19 protein-coding genes and 2 pseudogenes are annotated in these 22,343 nt (G+C 32.5%); 8 read left to right on the top strand and 13 right to left on the bottom strand.

From position 1 onward, the window contains the following. Positions 1 to 59: 59 nt before the first annotated feature. From ACFELV_RS03170 to ACFELV_RS03160, 3 genes are all read right to left on the bottom strand, one after another. Complete coding sequence (locus ACFELV_RS03170; protein ID WP_375326709.1) at positions 60 to 344, bottom strand: hypothetical protein; 285 nt, start codon at positions 342 to 344, stop codon at positions 60 to 62. 151 nt (positions 345 to 495) lie between these two features. Further along, positions 496 to 1,386: a TIGR01459 family HAD-type hydrolase gene (locus ACFELV_RS03165; protein ID WP_375326708.1), complete on the bottom strand. Its 891-nt coding sequence runs from the start codon at positions 1,384 to 1,386 to the stop codon at positions 496 to 498. A 151-nt stretch (positions 1,387 to 1,537) separates the two neighbouring features. After that, on the bottom strand, positions 1,538 to 2,617 hold the full coding sequence (locus ACFELV_RS03160) for an IS4 family transposase (RefSeq protein WP_375326208.1): 1,080 nt from the start codon (positions 2,615 to 2,617) through the stop codon (positions 1,538 to 1,540). Between the two features lie 199 nt (positions 2,618 to 2,816). Between ACFELV_RS03160 and ACFELV_RS03155 the strand changes: the two genes are divergently transcribed. From ACFELV_RS03155 to lpdA (ACFELV_RS03145), 3 genes and pseudogenes are all read left to right on the top strand, one after another. Continuing rightward, positions 2,817 to 3,482: a transglycosylase SLT domain-containing protein gene (locus tag ACFELV_RS03155; protein ID WP_375326665.1), complete on the top strand. Its 666-nt coding sequence runs from the start codon at positions 2,817 to 2,819 to the stop codon at positions 3,480 to 3,482. Between the two features lie 116 nt (positions 3,483 to 3,598). Next, entirely contained in the window at positions 3,599 to 4,399 is an 801-nt protein-coding gene (locus tag ACFELV_RS03150) for a methyltransferase domain-containing protein (RefSeq protein WP_375326666.1), read from the top strand. Between the two features lie 361 nt (positions 4,400 to 4,760). Next, positions 4,761 to 5,864, top strand: a pseudogene (gene lpdA / locus ACFELV_RS03145) (dihydrolipoyl dehydrogenase); the annotation flags it as partial. 28 nt (positions 5,865 to 5,892) lie between these two features. On the opposite strand, the gene ACFELV_RS03140 reads toward lpdA (ACFELV_RS03145), so the two are convergent. From ACFELV_RS03140 to ACFELV_RS03125, 4 genes are all read right to left on the bottom strand, one after another. Then, entirely contained in the window at positions 5,893 to 6,972 is a 1,080-nt protein-coding gene (locus ACFELV_RS03140) for an IS4 family transposase (RefSeq protein ID WP_375326208.1), read from the bottom strand. A 116-nt stretch (positions 6,973 to 7,088) separates the two neighbouring features. Then, positions 7,089 to 8,150: a tetratricopeptide repeat protein gene (locus ACFELV_RS03135; RefSeq protein WP_375326460.1), complete on the bottom strand. Its 1,062-nt coding sequence runs from the start codon at positions 8,148 to 8,150 to the stop codon at positions 7,089 to 7,091. Between the two features lie 37 nt (positions 8,151 to 8,187). Further along, positions 8,188 to 8,958, bottom strand: coding sequence for a hypothetical protein (locus tag ACFELV_RS03130; protein ID WP_375326461.1), 771 nt, complete (start codon positions 8,956 to 8,958; stop codon positions 8,188 to 8,190). Positions 8,959 to 9,283: 325 nt separating this feature from the next. After that, on the bottom strand, positions 9,284 to 10,060 hold the full coding sequence (locus tag ACFELV_RS03125) for a uroporphyrinogen-III synthase (RefSeq protein WP_375326462.1): 777 nt from the start codon (positions 10,058 to 10,060) through the stop codon (positions 9,284 to 9,286). A 258-nt stretch (positions 10,061 to 10,318) separates the two neighbouring features. On the opposite strand from ACFELV_RS03125, the gene ACFELV_RS03120 reads away from it, so the two are divergent. After that, positions 10,319 to 11,488, top strand: a complete 1,170-nt coding sequence (locus ACFELV_RS03120; protein WP_375326463.1) for an FAD-dependent oxidoreductase — start codon at positions 10,319 to 10,321, stop codon at positions 11,486 to 11,488. Positions 11,489 to 11,545: 57 nt separating this feature from the next. Here ACFELV_RS03120 and lpdA (ACFELV_RS03115) read toward each other — a convergent pair whose 3' ends face one another. The 3 genes from lpdA (ACFELV_RS03115) to ACFELV_RS03105 all read right to left on the bottom strand — a co-directional run bounded on the left by lpdA (ACFELV_RS03115) (position 11,546) and on the right by ACFELV_RS03105 (position 14,887). Then, positions 11,546 to 12,943, bottom strand: a complete 1,398-nt coding sequence (lpdA, locus tag ACFELV_RS03115; RefSeq protein WP_375326667.1) for a dihydrolipoyl dehydrogenase — start codon at positions 12,941 to 12,943, stop codon at positions 11,546 to 11,548. 361 nt (positions 12,944 to 13,304) lie between these two features. Continuing rightward, the gene (locus ACFELV_RS03110; protein WP_375326666.1) at positions 13,305 to 14,105 is read right to left on the bottom strand and encodes a methyltransferase domain-containing protein; all 801 of its coding nucleotides are present in this window, start codon (positions 14,103 to 14,105) and stop codon (positions 13,305 to 13,307) included. 116 nt (positions 14,106 to 14,221) lie between these two features. Next, positions 14,222 to 14,887 (bottom strand): transglycosylase SLT domain-containing protein, encoded by a 666-nt coding sequence (locus ACFELV_RS03105; RefSeq protein ID WP_375326665.1) that lies wholly within the window; start codon positions 14,885 to 14,887, stop codon positions 14,222 to 14,224. 199 nt (positions 14,888 to 15,086) lie between these two features. Here ACFELV_RS03105 and ACFELV_RS03100 point away from each other — a divergent pair, with 199 nt between their 5' ends. Next, on the top strand, positions 15,087 to 16,166 hold the full coding sequence (locus ACFELV_RS03100) for an IS4 family transposase (protein ID WP_375326208.1): 1,080 nt from the start codon (positions 15,087 to 15,089) through the stop codon (positions 16,164 to 16,166). A 64-nt stretch (positions 16,167 to 16,230) separates the two neighbouring features. Here ACFELV_RS03100 and ACFELV_RS03095 read toward each other — a convergent pair whose 3' ends face one another. The 3 genes from ACFELV_RS03095 to ACFELV_RS03085 all read right to left on the bottom strand — a co-directional run bounded on the left by ACFELV_RS03095 (position 16,231) and on the right by ACFELV_RS03085 (position 19,342). Then, on the bottom strand, positions 16,231 to 16,551 hold the full coding sequence (locus tag ACFELV_RS03095; RefSeq protein WP_375326707.1) for a hypothetical protein: 321 nt from the start codon (positions 16,549 to 16,551) through the stop codon (positions 16,231 to 16,233). Positions 16,552 to 16,922: 371 nt separating this feature from the next. Further along, the gene (locus tag ACFELV_RS03090) at positions 16,923 to 17,225 is read right to left on the bottom strand and encodes a hypothetical protein (RefSeq protein ID WP_375326706.1); all 303 of its coding nucleotides are present in this window, start codon (positions 17,223 to 17,225) and stop codon (positions 16,923 to 16,925) included. Positions 17,226 to 17,842: 617 nt separating this feature from the next. Beyond that, positions 17,843 to 19,342, bottom strand: coding sequence for an Npt1/Npt2 family nucleotide transporter (locus ACFELV_RS03085; RefSeq protein ID WP_375326705.1), 1,500 nt, complete (start codon positions 19,340 to 19,342; stop codon positions 17,843 to 17,845). Between the two features lie 270 nt (positions 19,343 to 19,612). Here ACFELV_RS03085 and ACFELV_RS03080 point away from each other — a divergent pair, with 270 nt between their 5' ends. From ACFELV_RS03080 to trxA, 3 genes and pseudogenes are all read left to right on the top strand, one after another. Continuing rightward, positions 19,613 to 20,587, top strand: coding sequence for an alpha/beta fold hydrolase (locus tag ACFELV_RS03080; RefSeq protein WP_375327498.1), 975 nt, complete (start codon positions 19,613 to 19,615; stop codon positions 20,585 to 20,587). A 49-nt stretch (positions 20,588 to 20,636) separates the two neighbouring features. Further along, a pseudogene (locus ACFELV_RS03075) lies at positions 20,637 to 21,818 on the top strand (acetyl-CoA C-acyltransferase). 86 nt (positions 21,819 to 21,904) lie between these two features. Beyond that, positions 21,905 to 22,234, top strand: a complete 330-nt coding sequence (trxA, locus tag ACFELV_RS03070) for a thioredoxin (protein WP_375326704.1) — start codon at positions 21,905 to 21,907, stop codon at positions 22,232 to 22,234. Positions 22,235 to 22,343 lie beyond the last annotated feature (109 nt).

Genomic DNA, 22,343 nt, shown 5'->3' with positions numbered 1-22,343 from the left:
TATAAAATAAATAGCATCAATGATTAAGCCGACTATATTGTGATAAACCTATCCTAACCTTACCAATGATCTTGACAGCAGCTATCAATTAGGGGCTCAATATTTTCTCCTGACAATTGTATTGAACGCGCTAAGGCATTTTTATACTGTGCTGCTATTATTACATGTAACTTAAAATTTTTATCATTAAATGCTTCTTCTACTAACTGCTCTACTAGTATTAAGCCATTATTTTGCAGCAGCAGATCTTTTTGTATGATTTCCAGCGCTTCTTCGCGCTTAGCGGCATCTACCAGTTTTGCTACTTTCTCATATATCTCTTTTATCGTTTGCTTGTTAGTCACTCACATTCCACATATATCTATCATTTATATCATACCTCCTCCTAAATAGCGAACTAAGTCCTTGTAAAATGTTATTGCTTAACTATTAACAAATTATTATCTTTATTTCAATAGCATTTATGGAATAGCTTTATTTTTTTAAGAAATTCAGTTATTGCGAGCTAAGAAATTCCTGCTTATTTCCTAAGGCAATAATAAAATTAGGCATTACTTCTTCCTCGGTAGCTGCAATTTTTATATGTTCTAATTTCTCCTCTAAAATATGATATTGCCTATGAAATTTAGCAGCATTCCCTGTTAATACTAATGCAGAGTCGATACCTATTTTATTAGCACCTAATATATCGGTATAAAAAGTATCACCGATCATCAGAATACGTTTTTTAGGTATATTTGGTAATTTATTTAAGGCCCAGTTATATATTTCATTATATGGTTTACCCGTATAAATTACCCTACCTCCGAATTGCTTTATTTTAGCAGCAAAATATCCAGCACAATATCTATATACCCCTTGTTGCATGATCCCTAGATCGGGATTAGCACATATAGTAACTATTTTTCTATTAACCGCCTTTTGCAGTAAGCTATCAAATTCATCTAAATTGAAGTTAGTGCTTTCATCATAATGTAGGGTTAAGAGTAAAATATCTGCGTTATGTATGCTAGTAGTAGTAGAGATTGGGAGATTGTCTATGAGGTCACTTTGATGACTACCAAGGTGATATACTAATGGTCTATTAATATCAAAAATTTCCTCACTATTCAGGATCATATTCACTGCTAACTCTCCTGAGCTAATAATCATTTCCTTGCTAGCGTTAATTCCCCAATCAGTGAGCTTCGTTAACAAATGGGTGATATTACGAGGAGCATTGGTAACAAAAATAACTTTTTTGCCGCTGTTAATGACATGATTAACATTATCCACCACTCCAGGATAATTGTAACTGCCTTCAACTACTACCCCCCAGAGATCAAATAAAAAAGCATCATAATCATCAAGTATGGCAGTAATATGTTTATAAGTTAAGCTAGTCATTTTTGTTTCCACTAATATATCAAGTTAAAAATACTTTCACTATAGTTAATTAGAAATGATAATAATCAAGAAATATTTTTAGTAAAATTATTTATTATCTATATGCCAGAATATTTTAATAGAGGGCAGGAAAAGTCATAGTACCCCACACTTATTGTTGAAGTTGAAAGGCATGCATAATGTGTTTTCGTAGTAATGAAAACAACATAGCAGGGGTATCACTTAACGAGTTATAAAAATAATCTTTTATCCAATCAAATCCGTAAGTAAATAATGAGTATAATTTACGACCATGTTTTTTGATCTTTATAGGATAAATTTTGTTCTTAATGTCACCAGCAAGCACGCAAATAGCTAAGGATAAAGATACTATTGCAAATAGTTTTTCCAGCTTTTTTTGATCTGTAATGTGGGTATCTTCAATATTAAATCCAGATGACTTGAGAGACAGAAAAGGTCGCTCAATGCTCCACCTCTGCTTATATGCTAGCAAAGCACATTCACCAATAAGCACATTACTAGCAATAAATAGTTGCTCTCTTTCTAATTGCAAACAAGTTATTTTAATTGCCATACCATTGTAAATTTTGCTTTCTATAGTTTTAGTGTCACCCATTTGCATATCGGCAAAACATTTATTCAACTTCATCTTGCCACCGTTGAAATGCTTGACCTTCTCACTTTTTCTTAGCCTGATAGCAAAAGGTAATTTTTGGATTCCACCCATATATTGCAACCATTCCTCACCAACAAATTCCCGATCGGCAAGGATAAGCTCTATCATTTCCTTAGGTATAATTGTTAAAATTTGCTCAATCAATTTCTTTCTTTCATTAGTAGAAGAGTTGCCTTTTTTATCAAGTAACAACCATGCTATAGGAATTGAAATATTACCATAAACGATAGTTGCAACAAAAAAATTCAAATTTTTAATACCAAATTGCCAGCTGGTTCTATCTATGGCAAGGCTAATTTTACCTGTTAGACAGAGCAATTTAACAATAATTTTCCCTAAACTTATAAAGCACATATTTTGTTCTAAAAGCAAACGCTCAACTTTAACAATCTTGGCATGCAAATTGCCTTTAGAAGCGACATACAGTGCTAATTCTTTGATTCTCACAGTTTTAGCTTTTACTACTGCACAAATTAATTCTGCAAATGTTTTAATTCGTGCTGGGTGCCAATCTAAAAATATGTATAATATTTGGTATAGTGATTGAGAGTCCATTAATACCTCCTGTTGCTTGTTTCTCAGCGGAGATTAGTGACTCTCAGTCACTTATTCAATTTATTATTTTAACCCTCCTGTAAAATCTGTGGGGTACTATGGGTAAGTCATACAAATTTAATCTTTAATTAAGAAATCATAATAACAATGCGTGTATAGTAGATTAAGCTTATCAATATATTTATTTTTCCTGTTTCCAATGTCTTCATATGCGACTCTCGATCAAGAAATTGCAGAGTCACATAAATGCTCAAGGCTATTTTCTTACTTTGAAGCAAAACATACTATTCCTCGCAATACCCTGCATTCAATTGCTTTAAAAGAGTCGGGGAAAAAACATAGTATACATAATATAGTGATTGTCTGGCCCTGGACAGTGAATGTTGCAGGACAAGGGTATCATTTTAATACTAAAAGGGAAGCTATATTATTTGTAAAAAAGCAAATAATTAGAGGCAAAGAAAATATTAATGTCGGGTGCATGCAAATTAATTTAAAACATCATTTAGATGCGTTTAATTCTTTAAGTCAAGCCTTTGAACCTAAATATAATATTGCGTATTCAGCTAAATTTCTTAAAGCTAAATATGACCAATTAGGTAATTGGCATAAAGCCATAGCCCATTACCACTCTAGCACCCATGAGCGTGGTGCAAGATATAAACAAGATGTTATTAAGATTGCAAATAATATGCACCTGTATCAAAATGCTATTAGCTTACATAATAATAATTATTATAATAAGGCAGTTACCTATCCTGCTACAATATCTAAGGTTACTCTTATTGACAATTCTTCCTTTAAAAGGAATATTAAAAAATACCGCAGTAATATGATGGTAGCAATCCCCAGCAAATATAACTAAACTCAATGCACGACAATTCTTATAGATTTCCTTCGCATCATGGTAGATAATAGTTTACTATAATAGAAGATATCCTTGATCGCTATGAGCATACTTAGAAACAAATATAATGCAAAATGAATATTATATTTGACCGAGCAAAATTAAAGTCTAACCGCAATAAAAATGTCAACACTATCAAGCAATGTTCATATTTCCAGCAGGCAGCAGAGGACATTATTGCTCGCTTAAATTATATTGATCAAGATTTTTCTAATATCCTAGATGTAGGATGTCGAACTGGACAACTCACTACTCTATTAGCACAGCATTATAAAAATGCGATCATTACCGCCACTGATTCATCTCCTAATATGCTGGAGGCTGTGACCCATGATAACAAATTATTAGTTGACGAAGAAAATTTATCTCTTACCCCGGCCAGTTTTGATCTCATCACCTTTTCTTTAGGTTTACACTGGATTAATGACGTCCAAAAATTTTTATTACAAATCAGATGGCTGTTAAAAGATAATGGGATATTTATCGGTAATTTTGTCGGCGGAAATAGCTTAAAGATGCTTAAAAGAAAGTTTGTTGCCGCAGAAATAGCTGCCAAGAGCCCTAGCTATTCCCATATTTCTCCTTTTATCCATTTTGATCATGTTACTCCCCTACTCTCTTATGCTGGTTTTCAAGAAATCATCGTTGATTACGAGAATATTCCGCTAGAATATTCAAGCCCCTTAGAATTTATTAGAGAATTAAAGGATATTGGAGAATCGACAGCATTTAATAATAAAGTGCCTTATAATACCATATCAAAACAAATATTTGCTATATTGCAAGATGATACTTGTCCTTTTTATGAACAAATTAATATCATTAATTTTATTGCGGCTCCTAATAAAAATACTATTCAATTAACTCATAAATAGGATAAGCCTATTGACGTGCTCCATATTTTCTGTCTTTATATACTCATTTGATCTCAAGAATTGGATTTTATTTGCCAGGGGGTGAGCGCGCGGAGCGTACACTTAAGTCACACTACTGGACAAAAATAGAAAATGGTTAAAAAAACATATTATTTTAAGTACAAAATGTTATTTTTGAGATAATAATTGCTAAAAACGAGCTTTAGCAGATAACAATTTTTGTACTTTTTCAACCATCTTCTATTTTTGTCCAGTAGTGTGACACTTAAGTACGTAAGCATAGCTAAATCCTTGATAAAATAAAAAAACAATTCTTGAAAGCAACTGAGTATATCACTTTATAATTTTAATGGTACCTAATATGCAACAATTTGATTTAATAGTAATTGGCAGCGGACCAGCTGGCTATACTGGCGCAATAAGGGCAGCTCAACTTGGTATGAAAGTTGCCTGTATAGAAAAAAGTGCCACTCTGGGCGGTACTTGCCTAAATGTAGGATGTATTCCGTCAAAAGCCTTGCTGAATTTCTCAGAAAAATATTATGAAGCTATACACAAATTCTCTGAGATCGGTATTATCGCAGCTGCTAAACTTGATTTACAAAAAATGATGAGGAAAAAAAACCAGGTGGTAGAGGAATTATGTAAAGGAATAGGAAGTTTATTTGTTAAAAATAAAATTACTCAAATTAATGGCACTGCAACAATTCTCTCTAACAATGTTGTAGAAATTAATAATGAGAATATCAAGACCCAAATTTCAGCTAAAAATATTTTAATTGCCACTGGCTCAGAGATTATTGAAATTCCCAATGTTGTAGTTGATGAAGAATTGATCGTATCATCAACTGGTGCGTTAAATCTCACTAAAGTACCAGAAACGATGGTAGTAATTGGTGGCGGTTATATCGGTTTAGAGCTAGGATCAGTATGGAGCCGGCTTGGAGCTAAAGTCACAGTAGTAGAATATGCGGATACAATTGTACCAGCTTTAGATAAAGAAATTATTAAACAATTCTCTAAAATATTACAAAAACAATCTATTGAATTACGACTCAACACTAAAGTAGTATCAGCTGAAAAGAAAGCAGGAAAAGTTGTGTTAAAGCTAGAAGACATTAAGAATAGTACAAACCAACAAATCACCGCTGATATAGTATTATTGGCAGTTGGGCGAAAAGCTAACGCCATAAATTTAGGGTTAGATAAATTAGCAATCGAATTAGATACACATAATAGGATTATAGTAAATAACCATTTCCAAACAACAATCAATAATATTTATGCGGTAGGGGATGTGATTGCCGGACCAATGCTAGCCCATAAAGCGGAAGAAGAAGCCATAGCTGCAGTGGAAATAATGGCTGGTTTAGCAGGTCATGTAAACTATAATCTGATCCCCAGTGTAATCTATACGTGGCCAGAAGTAGCAAGTGTAGGATTTACAGAAGAGCAATTACAAGAAGCAAAGCGAGAATCATAGTACCCCACACTTATTGTTGAAGTTGAAAAGCATGCATAATGTGTTTTCGTAGTAATGAAAACAACATAGCAGGGGTATCACTTAACGAGTTATAAAAATAATCTTTTATCCAATCAAATCCGTAAGTAAATAATGAGTATAATTTACGACCATGTTTTTTGATCTTTATAGGATAAATTTTGTTCTTAATGTCACCAGCAAGCACGCAAATAGCTAAGGATAAAGATACTATTGCAAATAGTTTTTCCAGCTTTTTTTGATCTGTAATGTGGGTATCTTCAATATTAAATCCAGATGACTTGAGAGACAGAAAAGGTCGCTCAATGCTCCACCTCTGCTTATATGCTAGCAAAGCACATTCACCAATAAGCACATTACTAGCAATAAATAGTTGCTCTCTTTCTAATTGCAAACAAGTTATTTTAATTGCCATACCATTGTAAATTTTGCTTTCTATAGTTTTAGTGTCACCCATTTGCATATCGGCAAAACATTTATTCAACTTCATCTTGCCACCGTTGAAATGCTTGACCTTCTCACTTTTTCTTAGCCTGATAGCAAAAGGTAATTTTTGGATTCCACCCATATATTGCAACCATTCCTCACCAACAAATTCCCGATCGGCAAGGATAAGCTCTATCATTTCCTTAGGTATAATTGTTAAAATTTGCTCAATCAATTTCTTTCTTTCATTAGTAGAAGAGTTGCCTTTTTTATCAAGTAACAACCATGCTATAGGAATTGAAATATTACCATAAACGATAGTTGCAACAAAAAAATTCAAATTTTTAATACCAAATTGCCAGCTGGTTCTATCTATGGCAAGGCTAATTTTACCTGTTAGACAGAGCAATTTAACAATAATTTTCCCTAAACTTATAAAGCACATATTTTGTTCTAAAAGCAAACGCTCAACTTTAACAATCTTGGCATGCAAATTGCCTTTAGAAGCGACATACAGTGCTAATTCTTTGATTCTCACAGTTTTAGCTTTTACTACTGCACAAATTAATTCTGCAAATGTTTTAATTCGTGCTGGGTGCCAATCTAAAAATATGTATAATATTTGGTATAGTGATTGAGAGTCCATTAATACCTCCTGTTGCTTGTTTCTCAGCGGAGATTAGTGACTCTCAGTCACTTATTCAATTTATTATTTTAACCCTCCTGTAAAATCTGTGGGGTACTATGAACAAATCTATTATGCTAACCTTTTTTCTGGTTGACTTCTAGGGTAGTTGGTAAAGTTTTAGGCATACCAGGTATCAAGTCAGGGGTAGATTGAAAATATTGTACCTGATCAGGCACGTTTAAAAAAGCTGCTATGGTTCGAAATAAACCTATATGATGTTCCGGGCTAACTAAAGTAGCTAGATCTTCATAAATCTTTGCAGGGGGGAGGGAAGTAAATTGCTGATATAATGCTGCAATCTCCAAGGTCGGATTTGCTGTAAATGCATTTTCAAGGATTTTAATATCAAGATTTTGCTTAATAGAATAATTTACAGTACAATAAAGACTTAATGCTTCGTAATGAGAGGGCACCAGTTGTAAAGCTATTTCTAAATAATATATGGCTTTTTTAGTATCGTCACTTGCTAGCATATCCTTTGCGGCAACCGTATAATAATTAGCTAATTTATTTTTTAGCGGTCCGAATTTGTTGGGATTAATTCTATTAAATTTACTGATAATGAAGGTAAGCTTTTCCCATTCAAAAAGCTTAAAATAGCAATCAATCAACATTTCTAGAGTATCTGTATCATACTCATTTAAATAAAAAGAGCGAATTGCATAGTTTTCAGCTTCTTTATACATCTTCTTTTGATAAAAAATTTGCCCCAATCTTTTAGTAGCAAAAGCTGTAGTGAGTTTAAACTGTTCTAATTCTTGAAAATACTTTATTTGTTGATGCTGATCTTCAGAAGTTTCCGCTAGCAGTAAAGTATAGAAAATTTGATTATCACTTTTGATCGGCGCTTTTATTCGTTTAATAGCATTTTGAGTAGCGGCTTTATCACCCATAATCAATGTTCCTAGAGCTTTTATGAGCTGGCCATTAATATTGTGAACTTGACGTGCTAGGAATAGTCTTTTGATATAGAATGGTAGGTCTAGGAGTAAAAATGTTATCTTAAGTCCAATGAAACCAATGATTGCTGATAATATATATATAATAATAAAAGTAAAAAAAGTACTTTCTATGTGATAGTCATAGAGGGTGATCGTTAATACAGAATCAAGTTGACTTAATAGAGTAAAACTCAAATATAATAATAGAAATATAATGCAAATTATTAACAACCTAATCATTGCTTTGCTCTATAAAATTTTGTTGGAATGTTTGGGAATAAAAGAAATTAATTATAAAATCTAGCTGTGACGTTATTTTCTGTTTTAAAATTTCTTGCTCCTGAGTAGAGATATGTTTTTTTTCTACCTTAATAAATTTTTCTAGCCAGGAAGGAGAAGAAGGAAAAATTTTTTCTGTTTTGGCGCTATTATTAAATAAGTAATTTTTATGATAATTTACTAAATCTGCTAGAACATTTTTTATGTCTTGAGGTAATGCCACCTCTGCGATTTTATCTATTTGTGCAGTATAATGTTTACCCTGTAAAAAGTTTGCTATTAAAAGATTTATATTAAGTAAATAATTACGGTAGTTATTTTGCACGATAGGAGATGGGTATGCTATATTCTTTTGAGGTAAGTTATTAGCAGGTTTGTCTGATAAATCAGAGGAGGGTAGCAGTTCAGATAGCGGGGCATTATTTTGAGATTCATTAAAATTGTCTACTGCTCCTAACGAAGTAGAGCTGACTTCTTTTAAGTTGTTATTGCCTAATATTGTATTAGTATAACTTGTGGCTAGTAGAGATACAGGATCACTGGGCACAATATTTTTATAAGCTATTTCGTTTGTAGCACTAGCTTTTTGGCGGTTTTTAAATAAATCTAGCTGATAAAAAGCCATATAGCTTATAGATAGCACAAATACCATAATAAGAATTATGGTGAAAATAATGGGATGGCTGCTCTGCACTTTTAATCCTTTATTCTCGATCTTTTCCATATATTCCTCTTAGCTATAAAAGATATTCAGTGGTTTTGGTCTAATGCCATTTCCGAAAACTAATCATCACGTCGTCGTACTTCATGATCTCCGCTCCTCACGTACTAGTATATGTACGCTCCGGTCCTCGACACTCGTACTCCTAGTGCTAATTTAGTTCCCGGAAATGGTTTAAGTTGTGTGAACATTGCTATCTAATGGTCGATTTTGTTGGTATTTTCGTTCTCGACTCCTCACATACACCCTAGGGTGCTGCAGTGTTGCGAGTGACAATGGCTATAAATCTACTCATTCCCTAGAAATGTTTACAAAACCTAATTCCATTCTACAATAAGTTTCTTATCTTTGAGGCAGCCGCAGTAGAGATTAACAATTTTAACATTTCCTCGGGTTTACCTTCTTTACAAGAAACCACATTTTTTGTAAAAAATCTAATAATAGATGCAACTTTTTCACTAATAGTGAGAACTTGAGTAGAAAAAAATAATTTTAATAAATTATTTGCTCTTAGTAAGGTAATGAGAGTTTTAGCACTGTTCTGTGAATATAATAAAATATAATCCACTCCTTTTTTAATTTCTTCTAGGTGCTGCAGAGTATTAGCATATTGGACTTCATAAATAATTTGTCTTTTAATGGGGCTGGGTAACTCTTGAGTGATTTCATTAGATGATAAATAGATACTATGGTTATAAAGCTGGGGGGGGATGTTGTATATCAGCTCTTGGATATTTTTAGCAATATAGTGCACCGTAAAATTATGTTGTCTCAGAATGATATTGGAAGAATCGCCCACTACCCAAATATTTTTTGTAATATTGGGTTGCAGTTGTAAGTTTGGATAATTATTAAACCAGGAAACAAAAAGTTTAGTTGCTACTTTGCTGGTAATAATTACGTTATTATAATTATGTAAAATAGTAGGGTCAAAATCTAGAGCATGATATTTTACTAAGGGAGAACAAATATATTTAAATTGTTTTTCCGATATACCATTTTTCCTGACAATACTTGCATTAGGGTAAGCAAAATTATTATTTTCTAGTGTTTGAATAATGTCATAATTGTCTTCTGTGCTTCTAGTTAATAATACAGATTTCATAGTTTTATATCAAAACGTTTAGATAGAGGAAAAGTTTGATACAAGGGGCAATTATCCTTATATCAAACTAGTTTATTAAAATAAAGCAAAATATATACTCTGTAGTTTGTCCTAATTTGTTCACAGAGATTAACTGTTTTACTGGTAAAATTCTACTAAAAAATTTTATTAACAGAATCTAAGTTGAGATAGACATTGAATAAAAGAAGATATAGCATACTGTTTAATAAAGTTTAACAAATAGGATATATCATGAATATGTTAAGCAAGTTTAGAAAGTTTTTTATATTCTTCTTGTTGTGGATCCCTCCGGTCATTTTAGCTAATGAAATAGAAGTCAGAAAAATTACTCCTCCAAATTTAGGGAGTAAGTATTTAGGGAAGAAAATACTTTGTCATCGTCCTGTTAGGCATGGGGCCCCTAAGATGGCCATAGAGCAAAAATATGGGAAGATAATAGCTCATAATTATGGCCATGGTGGTAGCGGTTGGACTTTGGGGCCTGGTTCTGCCGAATATGTTAATAATTTATTAATAAAATATAAAGACAATTTACAATCTTCATTTAGGTTAACTAAAAATACCCCAATAACAATTATTGGAGCAGGAGCTTTAGGGCTATTTACCGCTTATGATTTACAGAAACAAGGCTTTAATAATCTAACAATTATTGCGGCGCAATTTGAACACTTGGCTTCTCATAATGCTGGAGGGTTGCTGGCACCAGTATCTATGGATAATGACCCAGCAATACAACAAACCATTGATCAGATAGGAGTGGATGCTTATAAGTTTTATGCTGCTATTGCTAAAAAAGTGCATCCAGATTTTAGTGAAGGAGCTATTATTGTTCCAACATATTTTGAGAATCGAGAAGATTCAGGATTGGAACCTTATGTTGGTAAAGTAATGCAACCAGCAAAAGATGTGATACTTGATTTCGGTAATGGTACTACTAGGAACATGGTAGTATATGATGATGGTATTTTTATAGATACTGCTCGTATGATGTCAGATCTTACCAATTACTTAAAAAAGAAAAAAATTAAGTTTATCAAAAAAGAAATTAAATCATTTACTGAAATAAAAGGGCCAGTAATCATTAATTGTACTGGCCTTGGTTCAGCCGCACTTAATGAAGATACAGAGATGGTGTCAATACAAGGACATTTGATTATGCTGAAGAATCAAGTGCCTAAAGATTTGCAATATATGATTTTGATTTATTTGAAGGATGGTGTTACTGAATCTGGGCAAAAAATAAAACGTTCATTCTATATTTTCCCTAAACATTTAACTAATACTCAGGCAACCGATATAGGGGTATTAGGAGGTACTTTTATTGAAGGGGCAAGTAAAGCTACCCCTAATAATAAGGAATTTGATATTTTACTACAAGGCGCTAAAGATTTTTATGGCATTAAATAGTTCTAGAGCCAATTCGATATAAGAATTAATAATTCTTATATCGAATTGAGGTTCATCTTAAATATTAATAGTTCTTTTCTCAATAGCTAAGGCCGCTTCTTTGATAGCTTCACTTAAAGTAGGGTGAGCATGGCATGTTCTAGCAATATCCTCTGCAGCAGCACCAAACTCCATAAACGCGACTATTTCGGCAATGAGTGTCCCAGCATCGGGGCCAATAATATGTGCTCCAAGTATTTGATCAGTAATACTATCTGCCAATATTTTTACCATTCCCTCAGCAGTGCCTGTAGTCCTTGCTCGACTATTAGCTATAAATGGAAATTTACCAACTTTATATTCTCGCTTTGCTTCTTGTAATTGCTCTTCTGTAAATCCTACACTTGCTACTTCTGGCCACGTATAGATTACACTGGGGATCAGATTATAGTTTACATGACCTGCTAAACCAGCCATTATTTCCACTGCAGCTATGGCTTCTTCTTCCGCTTTATGGGCTAGCATTGGTCCGGCAATCACATCCCCTACCGCATAAATATTATTGATTGTTGTTTGGAAATGGTTATTTACTATAATCCTATTATGTGTATCTAATTCGATTGCTAATTTATCTAACCCTAAATTTATGGCGTTAGCTTTTCGCCCAACTGCCAATAATACTATATCAGCGGTGATTTGTTGGTTTGTACTATTCTTAATGTCTTCTAGCTTTAACACAACTTTTCCTGCTTTCTTTTCAGCTGATACTACTTTAGTGTTGAGTCGTAATTCAATAGATTGTTTTTGTAATATTTTAGAGAATTGTTTAATAATTTCTTTATCTAAAGCTGGTACAATTGTATCCGCATATTCTACTACTGTGACTTTAGCTCCAAGCCGGCTCCATACTGATCCTAGCTCTAAACCGATATAACCGCCACCAATTACTACCATCGTTTCTGGTACTTTAGTGAGATTTAACGCACCAGTTGATGATACGATCAATTCTTCATCAACTACAACATTGGGAATTTCAATAATCTCTGAGCCAGTGGCAATTAAAATATTTTTAGCTGAAATTTGGGTCTTGATATTCTCATTATTAATTTCTACAACATTGTTAGAGAGAATTGTTGCAGTGCCATTAATTTGAGTAATTTTATTTTTAACAAATAAACTTCCTATTCCTTTACATAATTCCTCTACCACCTGGTTTTTTTTCCTCATCATTTTTTGTAAATCAAGTTTAGCAGCTGCGATAATACCGATCTCAGAGAATTTGTGTATAGCTTCATAATATTTTTCTGAGAAATTCAGCAAGGCTTTTGACGGAATACATCCTACATTTAGGCAAGTACCGCCCAGAGTGGCACTTTTTTCTATACAGGCAACTTTCATACCAAGTTGAGCTGCCCTTATTGCGCCAGTATAGCCAGCTGGTCCGCTGCCAATTACTATTAAATCAAATTGTTGCATATTAGGTACCATTAAAATTATAAAGTGATATACTCAGTTGCTTTCAAGAATTGTTTTTTTATTTTATCAAGGATTTAGCTATGCTTACGTACTTAAGTGTCACACTACTGGACAAAAATAGAAGATGGTTGAAAAAGTACAAAAATTGTTATCTGCTAAAGCTCGTTTTTAGCAATTATTATCTCAAAAATAACATTTTGTACTTAAAATAATATGTTTTTTTAACCATTTTCTATTTTTGTCCAGTAGTGTGACTTAAGTGTACGCTCCGCGCGCTCACCCCCTGGCAAATAAAATCCAATTCTTGAGATCAAATGAGTATATAAAGACAGAAAATATGGAGCACGTCAATAGGCTTATCCTATTTATGAGTTAATTGAATAGTATTTTTATTAGGAGCCGCAATAAAATTAATGATATTAATTTGTTCATAAAAAGGACAAGTATCATCTTGCAATATAGCAAATATTTGTTTTGATATGGTATTATAAGGCACTTTATTATTAAATGCTGTCGATTCTCCAATATCCTTTAATTCTCTAATAAATTCTAAGGGGCTTGAATATTCTAGCGGAATATTCTCGTAATCAACGATGATTTCTTGAAAACCAGCATAAGAGAGTAGGGGAGTAACATGATCAAAATGGATAAAAGGAGAAATATGGGAATAGCTAGGGCTCTTGGCAGCTATTTCTGCGGCAACAAACTTTCTTTTAAGCATCTTTAAGCTATTTCCGCCGACAAAATTACCGATAAATATCCCATTATCTTTTAACAGCCATCTGATTTGTAATAAAAATTTTTGGACGTCATTAATCCAGTGTAAACCTAAAGAAAAGGTGATGAGATCAAAACTGGCCGGGGTAAGAGATAAATTTTCTTCGTCAACTAATAATTTGTTATCATGGGTCACAGCCTCCAGCATATTAGGAGATGAATCAGTGGCGGTAATGATCGCATTTTTATAATGCTGTGCTAATAGAGTAGTGAGTTGTCCAGTTCGACATCCTACATCTAGGATATTAGAAAAATCTTGATCAATATAATTTAAGCGAGCAATAATGTCCTCTGCTGCCTGCTGGAAATATGAACATTGCTTGATAGTGTTGACATTTTTATTGCGGTTAGACTTTAATTTTGCTCGGTCAAATATAATATTCATTTTGCATTATATTTGTTTCTAAGTATGCTCATAGCGATCAAGGATATCTTCTATTATAGTAAACTATTATCTACCATGATGCGAAGGAAATCTATAAGAATTGTCGTGCATTGAGTTTAGTTATATTTGCTGGGGATTGCTACCATCATATTACTGCGGTATTTTTTAATATTCCTTTTAAAGGAAGAATTGTCAATAAGAGTAACCTTAGATATTGTAGCAGGATAGGTAACTGCCTTATTATAATAATTATTATTATGTAAGCTAATAGCATTTTGATACAGGTGCATATTATTTGCAATCTTAATAACATCTTGTTTATATCTTGCACCACGCTCATGGGTGCTAGAGTGGTAATGGGCTATGGCTTTATGCCAATTACCTAATTGGTCATATTTAGCTTTAAGAAATTTAGCTGAATACGCAATATTATATTTAGGTTCAAAGGCTTGACTTAAAGAATTAAACGCATCTAAATGATGTTTTAAATTAATTTGCATGCACCCGACATTAATATTTTCTTTGCCTCTAATTATTTGCTTTTTTACAAATAATATAGCTTCCCTTTTAGTATTAAAATGATACCCTTGTCCTGCAACATTCACTGTCCAGGGCCAGACAATCACTATATTATGTATACTATGTTTTTTCCCCGACTCTTTTAAAGCAATTGAATGCAGGGTATTGCGAGGAATAGTATGTTTTGCTTCAAAGTAAGAAAATAGCCTTGAGCATTTATGTGACTCTGCAATTTCTTGATCGAGAGTCGCATATGAAGACATTGGAAACAGGAAAAATAAATATATTGATAAGCTTAATCTACTATACACGCATTGTTATTATGATTTCTTAATTAAAGATTAAATTTGTATGACTTACCCATAGTACCCCACAGATTTTACAGGAGGGTTAAAATAATAAATTGAATAAGTGACTGAGAGTCACTAATCTCCGCTGAGAAACAAGCAACAGGAGGTATTAATGGACTCTCAATCACTATACCAAATATTATACATATTTTTAGATTGGCACCCAGCACGAATTAAAACATTTGCAGAATTAATTTGTGCAGTAGTAAAAGCTAAAACTGTGAGAATCAAAGAATTAGCACTGTATGTCGCTTCTAAAGGCAATTTGCATGCCAAGATTGTTAAAGTTGAGCGTTTGCTTTTAGAACAAAATATGTGCTTTATAAGTTTAGGGAAAATTATTGTTAAATTGCTCTGTCTAACAGGTAAAATTAGCCTTGCCATAGATAGAACCAGCTGGCAATTTGGTATTAAAAATTTGAATTTTTTTGTTGCAACTATCGTTTATGGTAATATTTCAATTCCTATAGCATGGTTGTTACTTGATAAAAAAGGCAACTCTTCTACTAATGAAAGAAAGAAATTGATTGAGCAAATTTTAACAATTATACCTAAGGAAATGATAGAGCTTATCCTTGCCGATCGGGAATTTGTTGGTGAGGAATGGTTGCAATATATGGGTGGAATCCAAAAATTACCTTTTGCTATCAGGCTAAGAAAAAGTGAGAAGGTCAAGCATTTCAACGGTGGCAAGATGAAGTTGAATAAATGTTTTGCCGATATGCAAATGGGTGACACTAAAACTATAGAAAGCAAAATTTACAATGGTATGGCAATTAAAATAACTTGTTTGCAATTAGAAAGAGAGCAACTATTTATTGCTAGTAATGTGCTTATTGGTGAATGTGCTTTGCTAGCATATAAGCAGAGGTGGAGCATTGAGCGACCTTTTCTGTCTCTCAAGTCATCTGGATTTAATATTGAAGATACCCACATTACAGATCAAAAAAAGCTGGAAAAACTATTTGCAATAGTATCTTTATCCTTAGCTATTTGCGTGCTTGCTGGTGACATTAAGAACAAAATTTATCCTATAAAGATCAAAAAACATGGTCGTAAATTATACTCATTATTTACTTACGGATTTGATTGGATAAAAGATTATTTTTATAACTCGTTAAGTGATACCCCTGCTATGTTGTTTTCATTACTACGAAAACACATTATGCATGCCTTTCAACTTCAACAATAAGTGTGGGGTACTATAATTAATTTTATATAAAATATAAATAGCTAAAACTTCCTCCATACGTTATTTATAATATAGCTTCTCCTATTACCAATGCTTCAAGACCTCCTACAGGAAGGTGATGGCCATTTTGATTAATATTTTGGTTTAAATGGTCTAGCTCTACTTCTTCTCCATTATTATCTTGCGCTTTAGAGTACTCCCGAAATATTGCTACACCAACTATTATTAATAAAAATCCAGTGAATCCTAAAGCTAGAATAACAAACATATTATATAAAGGATCTTTATTTTCTTGAACTCCTCCATACATATGGGTTATAACTGGCAAGATAGAAATATCCACGTTTCCCGAAGAGTTTAATAAGCTTACTATAGCTGCTGGCATATATTACCTCTTATTATTAATTTGTTTCATTAGACCTCTTGCATAACCTAATCTAATTGGTAATTTTGTTGTCAAAACTCATCTCCGTTCCTCACGTACAATTTAAGTACGCAGCTCGGCTCGACTTCGTTTTTCCTAAAAATTCCTCAATTATCTTTAGGTTATGCAAGAGGTCTATTATACTAGGTTCTGTAAACATTTTTCTATGTAATGAGTAGATTTATAGGCATTTTCGCTCGCAGAATTGTAGAGCACTAAAGTGTATGTGGAGATTTGAAAACAAAAATAACGAGGAAATCTATCATTAGATAGAAATGTTCACAGAACCTACTTTAAAGATATCTTTTATCTTTTGATTTGATGACCCTAAATTATACTTCTCCAACTCCAATCACTGCCACTTCAGCATCTAGAAGTATAGGATTGTCATTTTGAGGCACATCCTCTAGTTCTATTTCCTGTTGCTCCGCTCTTTGCTCGGCATTTTTAATACATAACCAAAGGGGTAGTATTATCATAAATATTAGGGCAGATGTACCAATTACTAAACCTAATAGCAACGATATGGCGGAAGAGTGATTTTTAATTACAAATACATTATAATCGGAGGTAGTAAAATTATCTGTAAAAATTGGTAAAGCAGGAGTAGTTATTGCCCTATACGGTGGATGCATACTTTCCCTTCAATTATGTTCTATGAACATTTCTATCTAATGGTTGATTTCCTCGTTATTTTTATTTTCGAATCTCCACTACGCTGTGGTTCTGTAAGCGAAAATACCTATAAATCTATACCATTACATATAATTATTTTACTGAGTTCAATAGATTTCTTTCGAAACTCTACTCCAGATGGTAATTTAGACAATGAATCTAGGTTCAAATCCTCACATACATTTAAGTACATTGCGGTTTGAAGCGAAGAGTCTTCTTCAAATTCCCTACCAGAAGCGAGCTATAAAAGAAGTCTAATAGACCTCTTGCATAACCTAATCTAATTGGTAATTTTGTTGTCAAAACTCATCTCCGTTCCTCACGTACAATTTAAGTACGCAGCTCGGCTCGACTTCGTTTTTCCTAAAAATTCCTCAATTATCTTTAGGTTATGCAAGAGGTCTAATATAAAATAGGAATTTTTATATAGAGCTCAGGTTAATTTATTAAAATAATTTAACTTTAGAAATATACAAAATTAATAATACCTTATTTTTTTAATAAAAGAAACATTTAAATTAATTCAGTTTAAAATTGTGATAAAAATTCAACTTTTGAAAGAAATAACTATAGATTATTAGACAATTTTCTTATATTCAAAATATATTTTTCTTACAGAATAAATCCACATAATACAAACAATTGTAAATATACTCATTAAAAGAGAAGAAATAGAGGTAAAAGTTGCCGTTGGTACTAACGTAAAAATGATTGATTGTATTAAACCGCTTGAGGATTTACCCACTTTAGAACTAATTACATCCACAGCTGCTTTTCCCTTGGTTTTTAGTTCTTGATCCAAAGGTATATAGAGCATTTCCCTTGAAGTATCCCAAATAGAATATTTGGTGCCTTTTGCTAGAATATTTTGTAAAGCGCCAACTGACACTGAAAGTGCTAAAGGCGTCATTAATATAGTGCTATCAAATAATGATAATATCTGTTGATCAAATACAATTAAAATAAAAAATAATATACCAGTAATCATTATTATAACTGGCGAAATGACTGCTGCAACAAACCAATTATGACTGCGCATTATATTATTACCAACTATAGTCATGATCATGATAGCTACTCCTGTCCAAAGTATATAAAGACTATTAAACTCAGCATAGCTATTGACAGTAGGATATAGTTCTTTAATTTTTGCTTTCCAAACAGCTTCTACCAAATTCATAGACAAACCAAAAGCAGCAGAACAAATTAACATTAACCACAAATATTTGGATTTAGTTATATATTTAAAGCTTTCAATTAAACCCATACTTTCTTTAGTTGACCTACCACGTTTAGCATGAATATAAAATGTAGGGTTGGTAAAAACATTTTTCGTAATAAATTTGACAAATAAACATGATATAACCGCAGAAATTATCACCATACTTATGGATATTTTTACCAAAATTATTTTATCATCTACTATATTAAAAAAATGTTTAGCAATAGTGCTTTCAGATGACAGATTCATCATTAAAAAGCCTACAAAAATTAAAGAAGAATTACCGAATAATGAAAAAAGAGTATAAAATCTTTTTGCTTCTTCAGTTGTAGTAAGCTCGTTTGCAAACTGCCAAAACAGTAAGACATAAAATATATTGGGCCAGAGTTCAGATAAGGTATAGAAAATGACATAACTCCAATTGTTAATTAAAGCTATATACCATTTAAAATGAGGGTAATTTAGTGCTATCTGATTAAGAAAGGTGCTTTTAACATGAAAAATTTGAACATTGGGGTAAAGAACAAAAGCAAAAAGAACAAAGAATCCTACAAAAAAGCTGATTAGATAATAATAAATCTTTTCAAAGCTAAAATGATTAAGCATTTTAGCATATATTATCACAAATAAGGCAGCAGCAGGAGTGACACAATAGACTTTAGTAAAACTAACTACTTCCGCGCTAATTTCTGAAATTAATATACTATCTTTTAGAATTCTTAATATGTTTTGGTTGAATAGCACGCTAAACATTAAACCACACATCGGTAAAAACTTTCCAAGTTCATAATTATGGATAGGCCAGAATATAGTCCTGAATTTACCTTTAAATGAGCTTGACTGCGAACTAGTCATATCAATATTTCCTAAGGCAAAAAAAAAATTTAAGGTTGATATTAGCTTAAATAATTTTTAATTTTTAGGGTTGAGAATATTCTCGAATTCTTTACAATAATTTAAGACTTAATTACGAACAGAATAGAAGAGTTTTGCACTTATATATTATTGCCTTAATTCTGTCAAGGTATTTATAGCCTTGGTTGATTAATTGTTGTCCACAAAGCTTAATATTTTTCTGTATCGAATTCAAATTAACGAGCGTAAAGTTTGTGGTATAAGATAACTATGTTACAAGATCAATGTCAGAAATTTTTTGACGAATATAATAATTATTCCTCCCTACATTTACTAGGTAATAATTATTTAGAATTAGGGACAATAATATCAAAAACTCCATATTATCAAATTTTATCCTACAAAAGCTTTAAAAGTAATATCAATAAGACATTTTTAGTTATTCCTTCAATTTTTAACTCACCAGAAATTCTTTTTTTATCCAATTCAATAAATTTTATTGATAATTTAAGACAATACGGAAATGTTTTGTTAGTGGACTGGATGGAACTGAATGAAAATAATTATTTATTAGAAGATTATGCAAAAAAAGTAGTGGATATTATTATAAAACTAAGAGAAAAAAATATTCAAGTACTAGACTTAATAGGTCATTGTATAGGGGGTAATTTAGCTATTGCAGCTGCTATAATATTACCCGATTCAGTTAAAACATTAACTTTATTATCTACGCCGTGGGATTTTTCTCATTTTTCTCTATCTCGTAGTCTGTATCAATATTTTGCTTTAGGATCACATATACAAAATTTAACCATAATTCCGAAACTATATATTCAAATTCTTTTGTTCTTATTGTTGCCAAACCAGTTTAGTAGAAAACTTAATAAATTCTTCGATATAAGGTCTTTAAAAGAGAAAGACTTAACGTTTAGAATAGAAAATTGGTTATTATCTGGTACTGCCTTGCCTAAAGGAACATACATGCAAATTATGGATGAAATAATAGGCAATAATATTCTCATGAAGTTACAATGGCAAGTTAATAATGTCATTATTAATCCATCCTTAATAACGAAGCCAGTATATCAAGTAGTGGCAGACAATGATAAAATAGCTCCCAGCTCTTCTATTTTACCTTTGCATAAATTATTTAAAAAATCTACACTATTTGAGGTAAAAGGGGGGCATATTAGTTATTTAATTAATAATAAATTATCACCCTTACTAAATGAATATAACAATTAACCTTCAAGTGTATGTATAGTTTTAAAATTATTTTCTGTGGGAGGAAACAATGAATAATAAAGTAGTATATATAGCGTATGCTAAGAGAACCGCAGTAGGTTCATTACTAAGAAGTTTAGGGAAAATTCCAGCCGCCAAGCTTGGAGCATTACTTATAGAAGCAATTGTAAAAGAGAGTAAATTGGACCCTGTTCTTATTGATGAAGTAATAATGGGGCAAGTAATTACTGGTGGAGTTGGACAAAATCCTGCTAGACAAGCTTTATTGCAGGCTGGTTTGCCTTAAGAAGTTAAAGGTTTTACGATTAATAAAGTATGTGGTTCTGGCCTAAAAGCAGTATGTTTGGCAGCTAGCTCTATCATGGGTGGGGAGAATGAGATAGTTATAGCAGGAGGACAAGAAAATATGTCTTTAGGATTGCATGGCGCTTATATTAGAGGGGGGCAAAAGCTTGGAAATACTGTGATGGTTGATTTAATGCAGCATGATGGTTTAGTAGATGCATTTTCTAATAATTCAATGGGAATTACTGCTGAGAACATAGCCAGGAAATTTAACATTACGAGAGAAATGCAAGATGAGTATGCAGTAAAGTCTCATCAAAAAGCAAGTAGAGCGCAAATAGAAGGGTATTTTAAAGATGAAATATTACCAGTGGAAATTAAGTTAAAAAAAGGTATCTTAATGTTTGATCAAGATGAAGGGATTCGGTCTAATGCTAGCTTAGACGCTTTAGCTCAACTTCATCCTGTTTTCGAAAAGGAAGGCACTGTTACCGCTGGTAACGCTTCTTCCATTAATGATAGTGCGGCTTGTGTAATGGTAGTATCGGAAGAATCATTAAAGAAATATAACCTGAAGCCTCTGGTTAGAATTGTATCTTATGCTAGCGCTGGCGTAGATCCTAATATTATGGGCACTGCTCCTGTACCCGCCTCTCTTAAAGCCTTAGAAAAAGCTGGGTGGAAAGTAGAAGATTTAGATGTAATAGAAGCAAATGAAGCTTTTGCTGTTCAAACCATTTATGTTAATCAACATATGAAATGGGATGATAATAAAGTGAATATGAATGGTGGAGCCATAGCTATAGGCCATCCTATAGGAGCAAGTGGAGCAAGAATTTTTGTGAGCTTAATCCATCAAATGCAAAGAGTAAATGCTAAAAAAGGATTGGCTACACTTTGTATAGGAGGTGGTCTGGGTATTGCCATGTGTGTAGAAGCAGTTTAAGTGGTTTATTTTTAAAAGCAGTTATTTACAATAATAATTTTTCTCCATATAATTCAAACATAATAGTAGAATAATATGAGAAATATATGGTAAGCGATATCACAGATGACACATTTGAAAAAGAGGTCTTAGAGGCAAGTATGCCTGTAATGGTTGATTTTTGGGCTGATTGGTGTGGGCCGTGTAAAATGTTAACTCCTATACTTGAAGAACTAAGTAAAGACAAGGAATTAGTAGGTAAAATAAAGATTGTCAAAATAAATATAGATGAGAATCCTAATATCCCTTCAAAATTTGGTATTCGTAGTATCCCGACAATAATATTATTTGAAAATGGCAAAAATGTTGCTACTAAAATGGGGGCCTTGCCTAAAGATATTATTAAAGAATGGATTTATTCTGTATTAAAGATATAATACCATTTCCGGGAACTAAATTAGCACTAGGAGTACGAGTGCCCGCTACCTGCGCGTACAGACGTATACGTGAGAAGCAGAAATCATGAAGTACGACGAACGTAGATAA

The sequence above is a fragment of the Candidatus Tisiphia endosymbiont of Nemotelus uliginosus genome, assembly GCF_964264835.1.
Lineage (GTDB): Bacteria > Pseudomonadota > Alphaproteobacteria > Rickettsiales > Rickettsiaceae > Tisiphia.
This window is presented reverse-complemented; position numbering and strand designations above follow the sequence as displayed.

Excerpts from the sequence above, each read along its gene's own strand:
- lpdA (WP_375326667.1), bottom strand. The coding sequence starts at position 12,943 with ATGCAACAATTTGATTTAATAGTAATTGGCAGCGGACCAGCTGGCTAT.
- ACFELV_RS03080 (WP_375327498.1), top strand. The coding sequence starts at position 19,613 with ATGTTACAAGATCAATGTCAGAAATTTTTTGACGAATATAATAATTAT.
- ACFELV_RS03140 (WP_375326208.1), bottom strand. The coding sequence starts at position 6,972 with ATGGACTCTCAATCACTATACCAAATATTATACATATTTTTAGATTGG.
- ACFELV_RS03155 (WP_375326665.1), top strand. The coding sequence starts at position 2,817 with ATGTCTTCATATGCGACTCTCGATCAAGAAATTGCAGAGTCACATAAA.
- ACFELV_RS03110 (WP_375326666.1), bottom strand. The coding sequence starts at position 14,105 with ATGAATATTATATTTGACCGAGCAAAATTAAAGTCTAACCGCAATAAA.
- trxA (WP_375326704.1), top strand. The coding sequence starts at position 21,905 with ATGGTAAGCGATATCACAGATGACACATTTGAAAAAGAGGTCTTAGAG.
- ACFELV_RS03125 (WP_375326462.1), bottom strand. The coding sequence starts at position 10,060 with ATGAAATCTGTATTATTAACTAGAAGCACAGAAGACAATTATGACATT.
- ACFELV_RS03160 (WP_375326208.1), bottom strand. The coding sequence starts at position 2,617 with ATGGACTCTCAATCACTATACCAAATATTATACATATTTTTAGATTGG.
- ACFELV_RS03090 (WP_375326706.1), bottom strand. The coding sequence starts at position 17,225 with ATGCATCCACCGTATAGGGCAATAACTACTCCTGCTTTACCAATTTTT.
- ACFELV_RS03120 (WP_375326463.1), top strand. The coding sequence starts at position 10,319 with ATGTTAAGCAAGTTTAGAAAGTTTTTTATATTCTTCTTGTTGTGGATC.
- ACFELV_RS03100 (WP_375326208.1), top strand. The coding sequence starts at position 15,087 with ATGGACTCTCAATCACTATACCAAATATTATACATATTTTTAGATTGG.
- ACFELV_RS03095 (WP_375326707.1), bottom strand. The coding sequence starts at position 16,551 with ATGCCAGCAGCTATAGTAAGCTTATTAAACTCTTCGGGAAACGTGGAT.
- ACFELV_RS03130 (WP_375326461.1), bottom strand. The coding sequence starts at position 8,958 with ATGGAAAAGATCGAGAATAAAGGATTAAAAGTGCAGAGCAGCCATCCC.
- ACFELV_RS03105 (WP_375326665.1), bottom strand. The coding sequence starts at position 14,887 with ATGTCTTCATATGCGACTCTCGATCAAGAAATTGCAGAGTCACATAAA.
- ACFELV_RS03150 (WP_375326666.1), top strand. The coding sequence starts at position 3,599 with ATGAATATTATATTTGACCGAGCAAAATTAAAGTCTAACCGCAATAAA.
- ACFELV_RS03085 (WP_375326705.1), bottom strand. The coding sequence starts at position 19,342 with ATGACTAGTTCGCAGTCAAGCTCATTTAAAGGTAAATTCAGGACTATA.
- ACFELV_RS03165 (WP_375326708.1), bottom strand. The coding sequence starts at position 1,386 with ATGACTAGCTTAACTTATAAACATATTACTGCCATACTTGATGATTAT.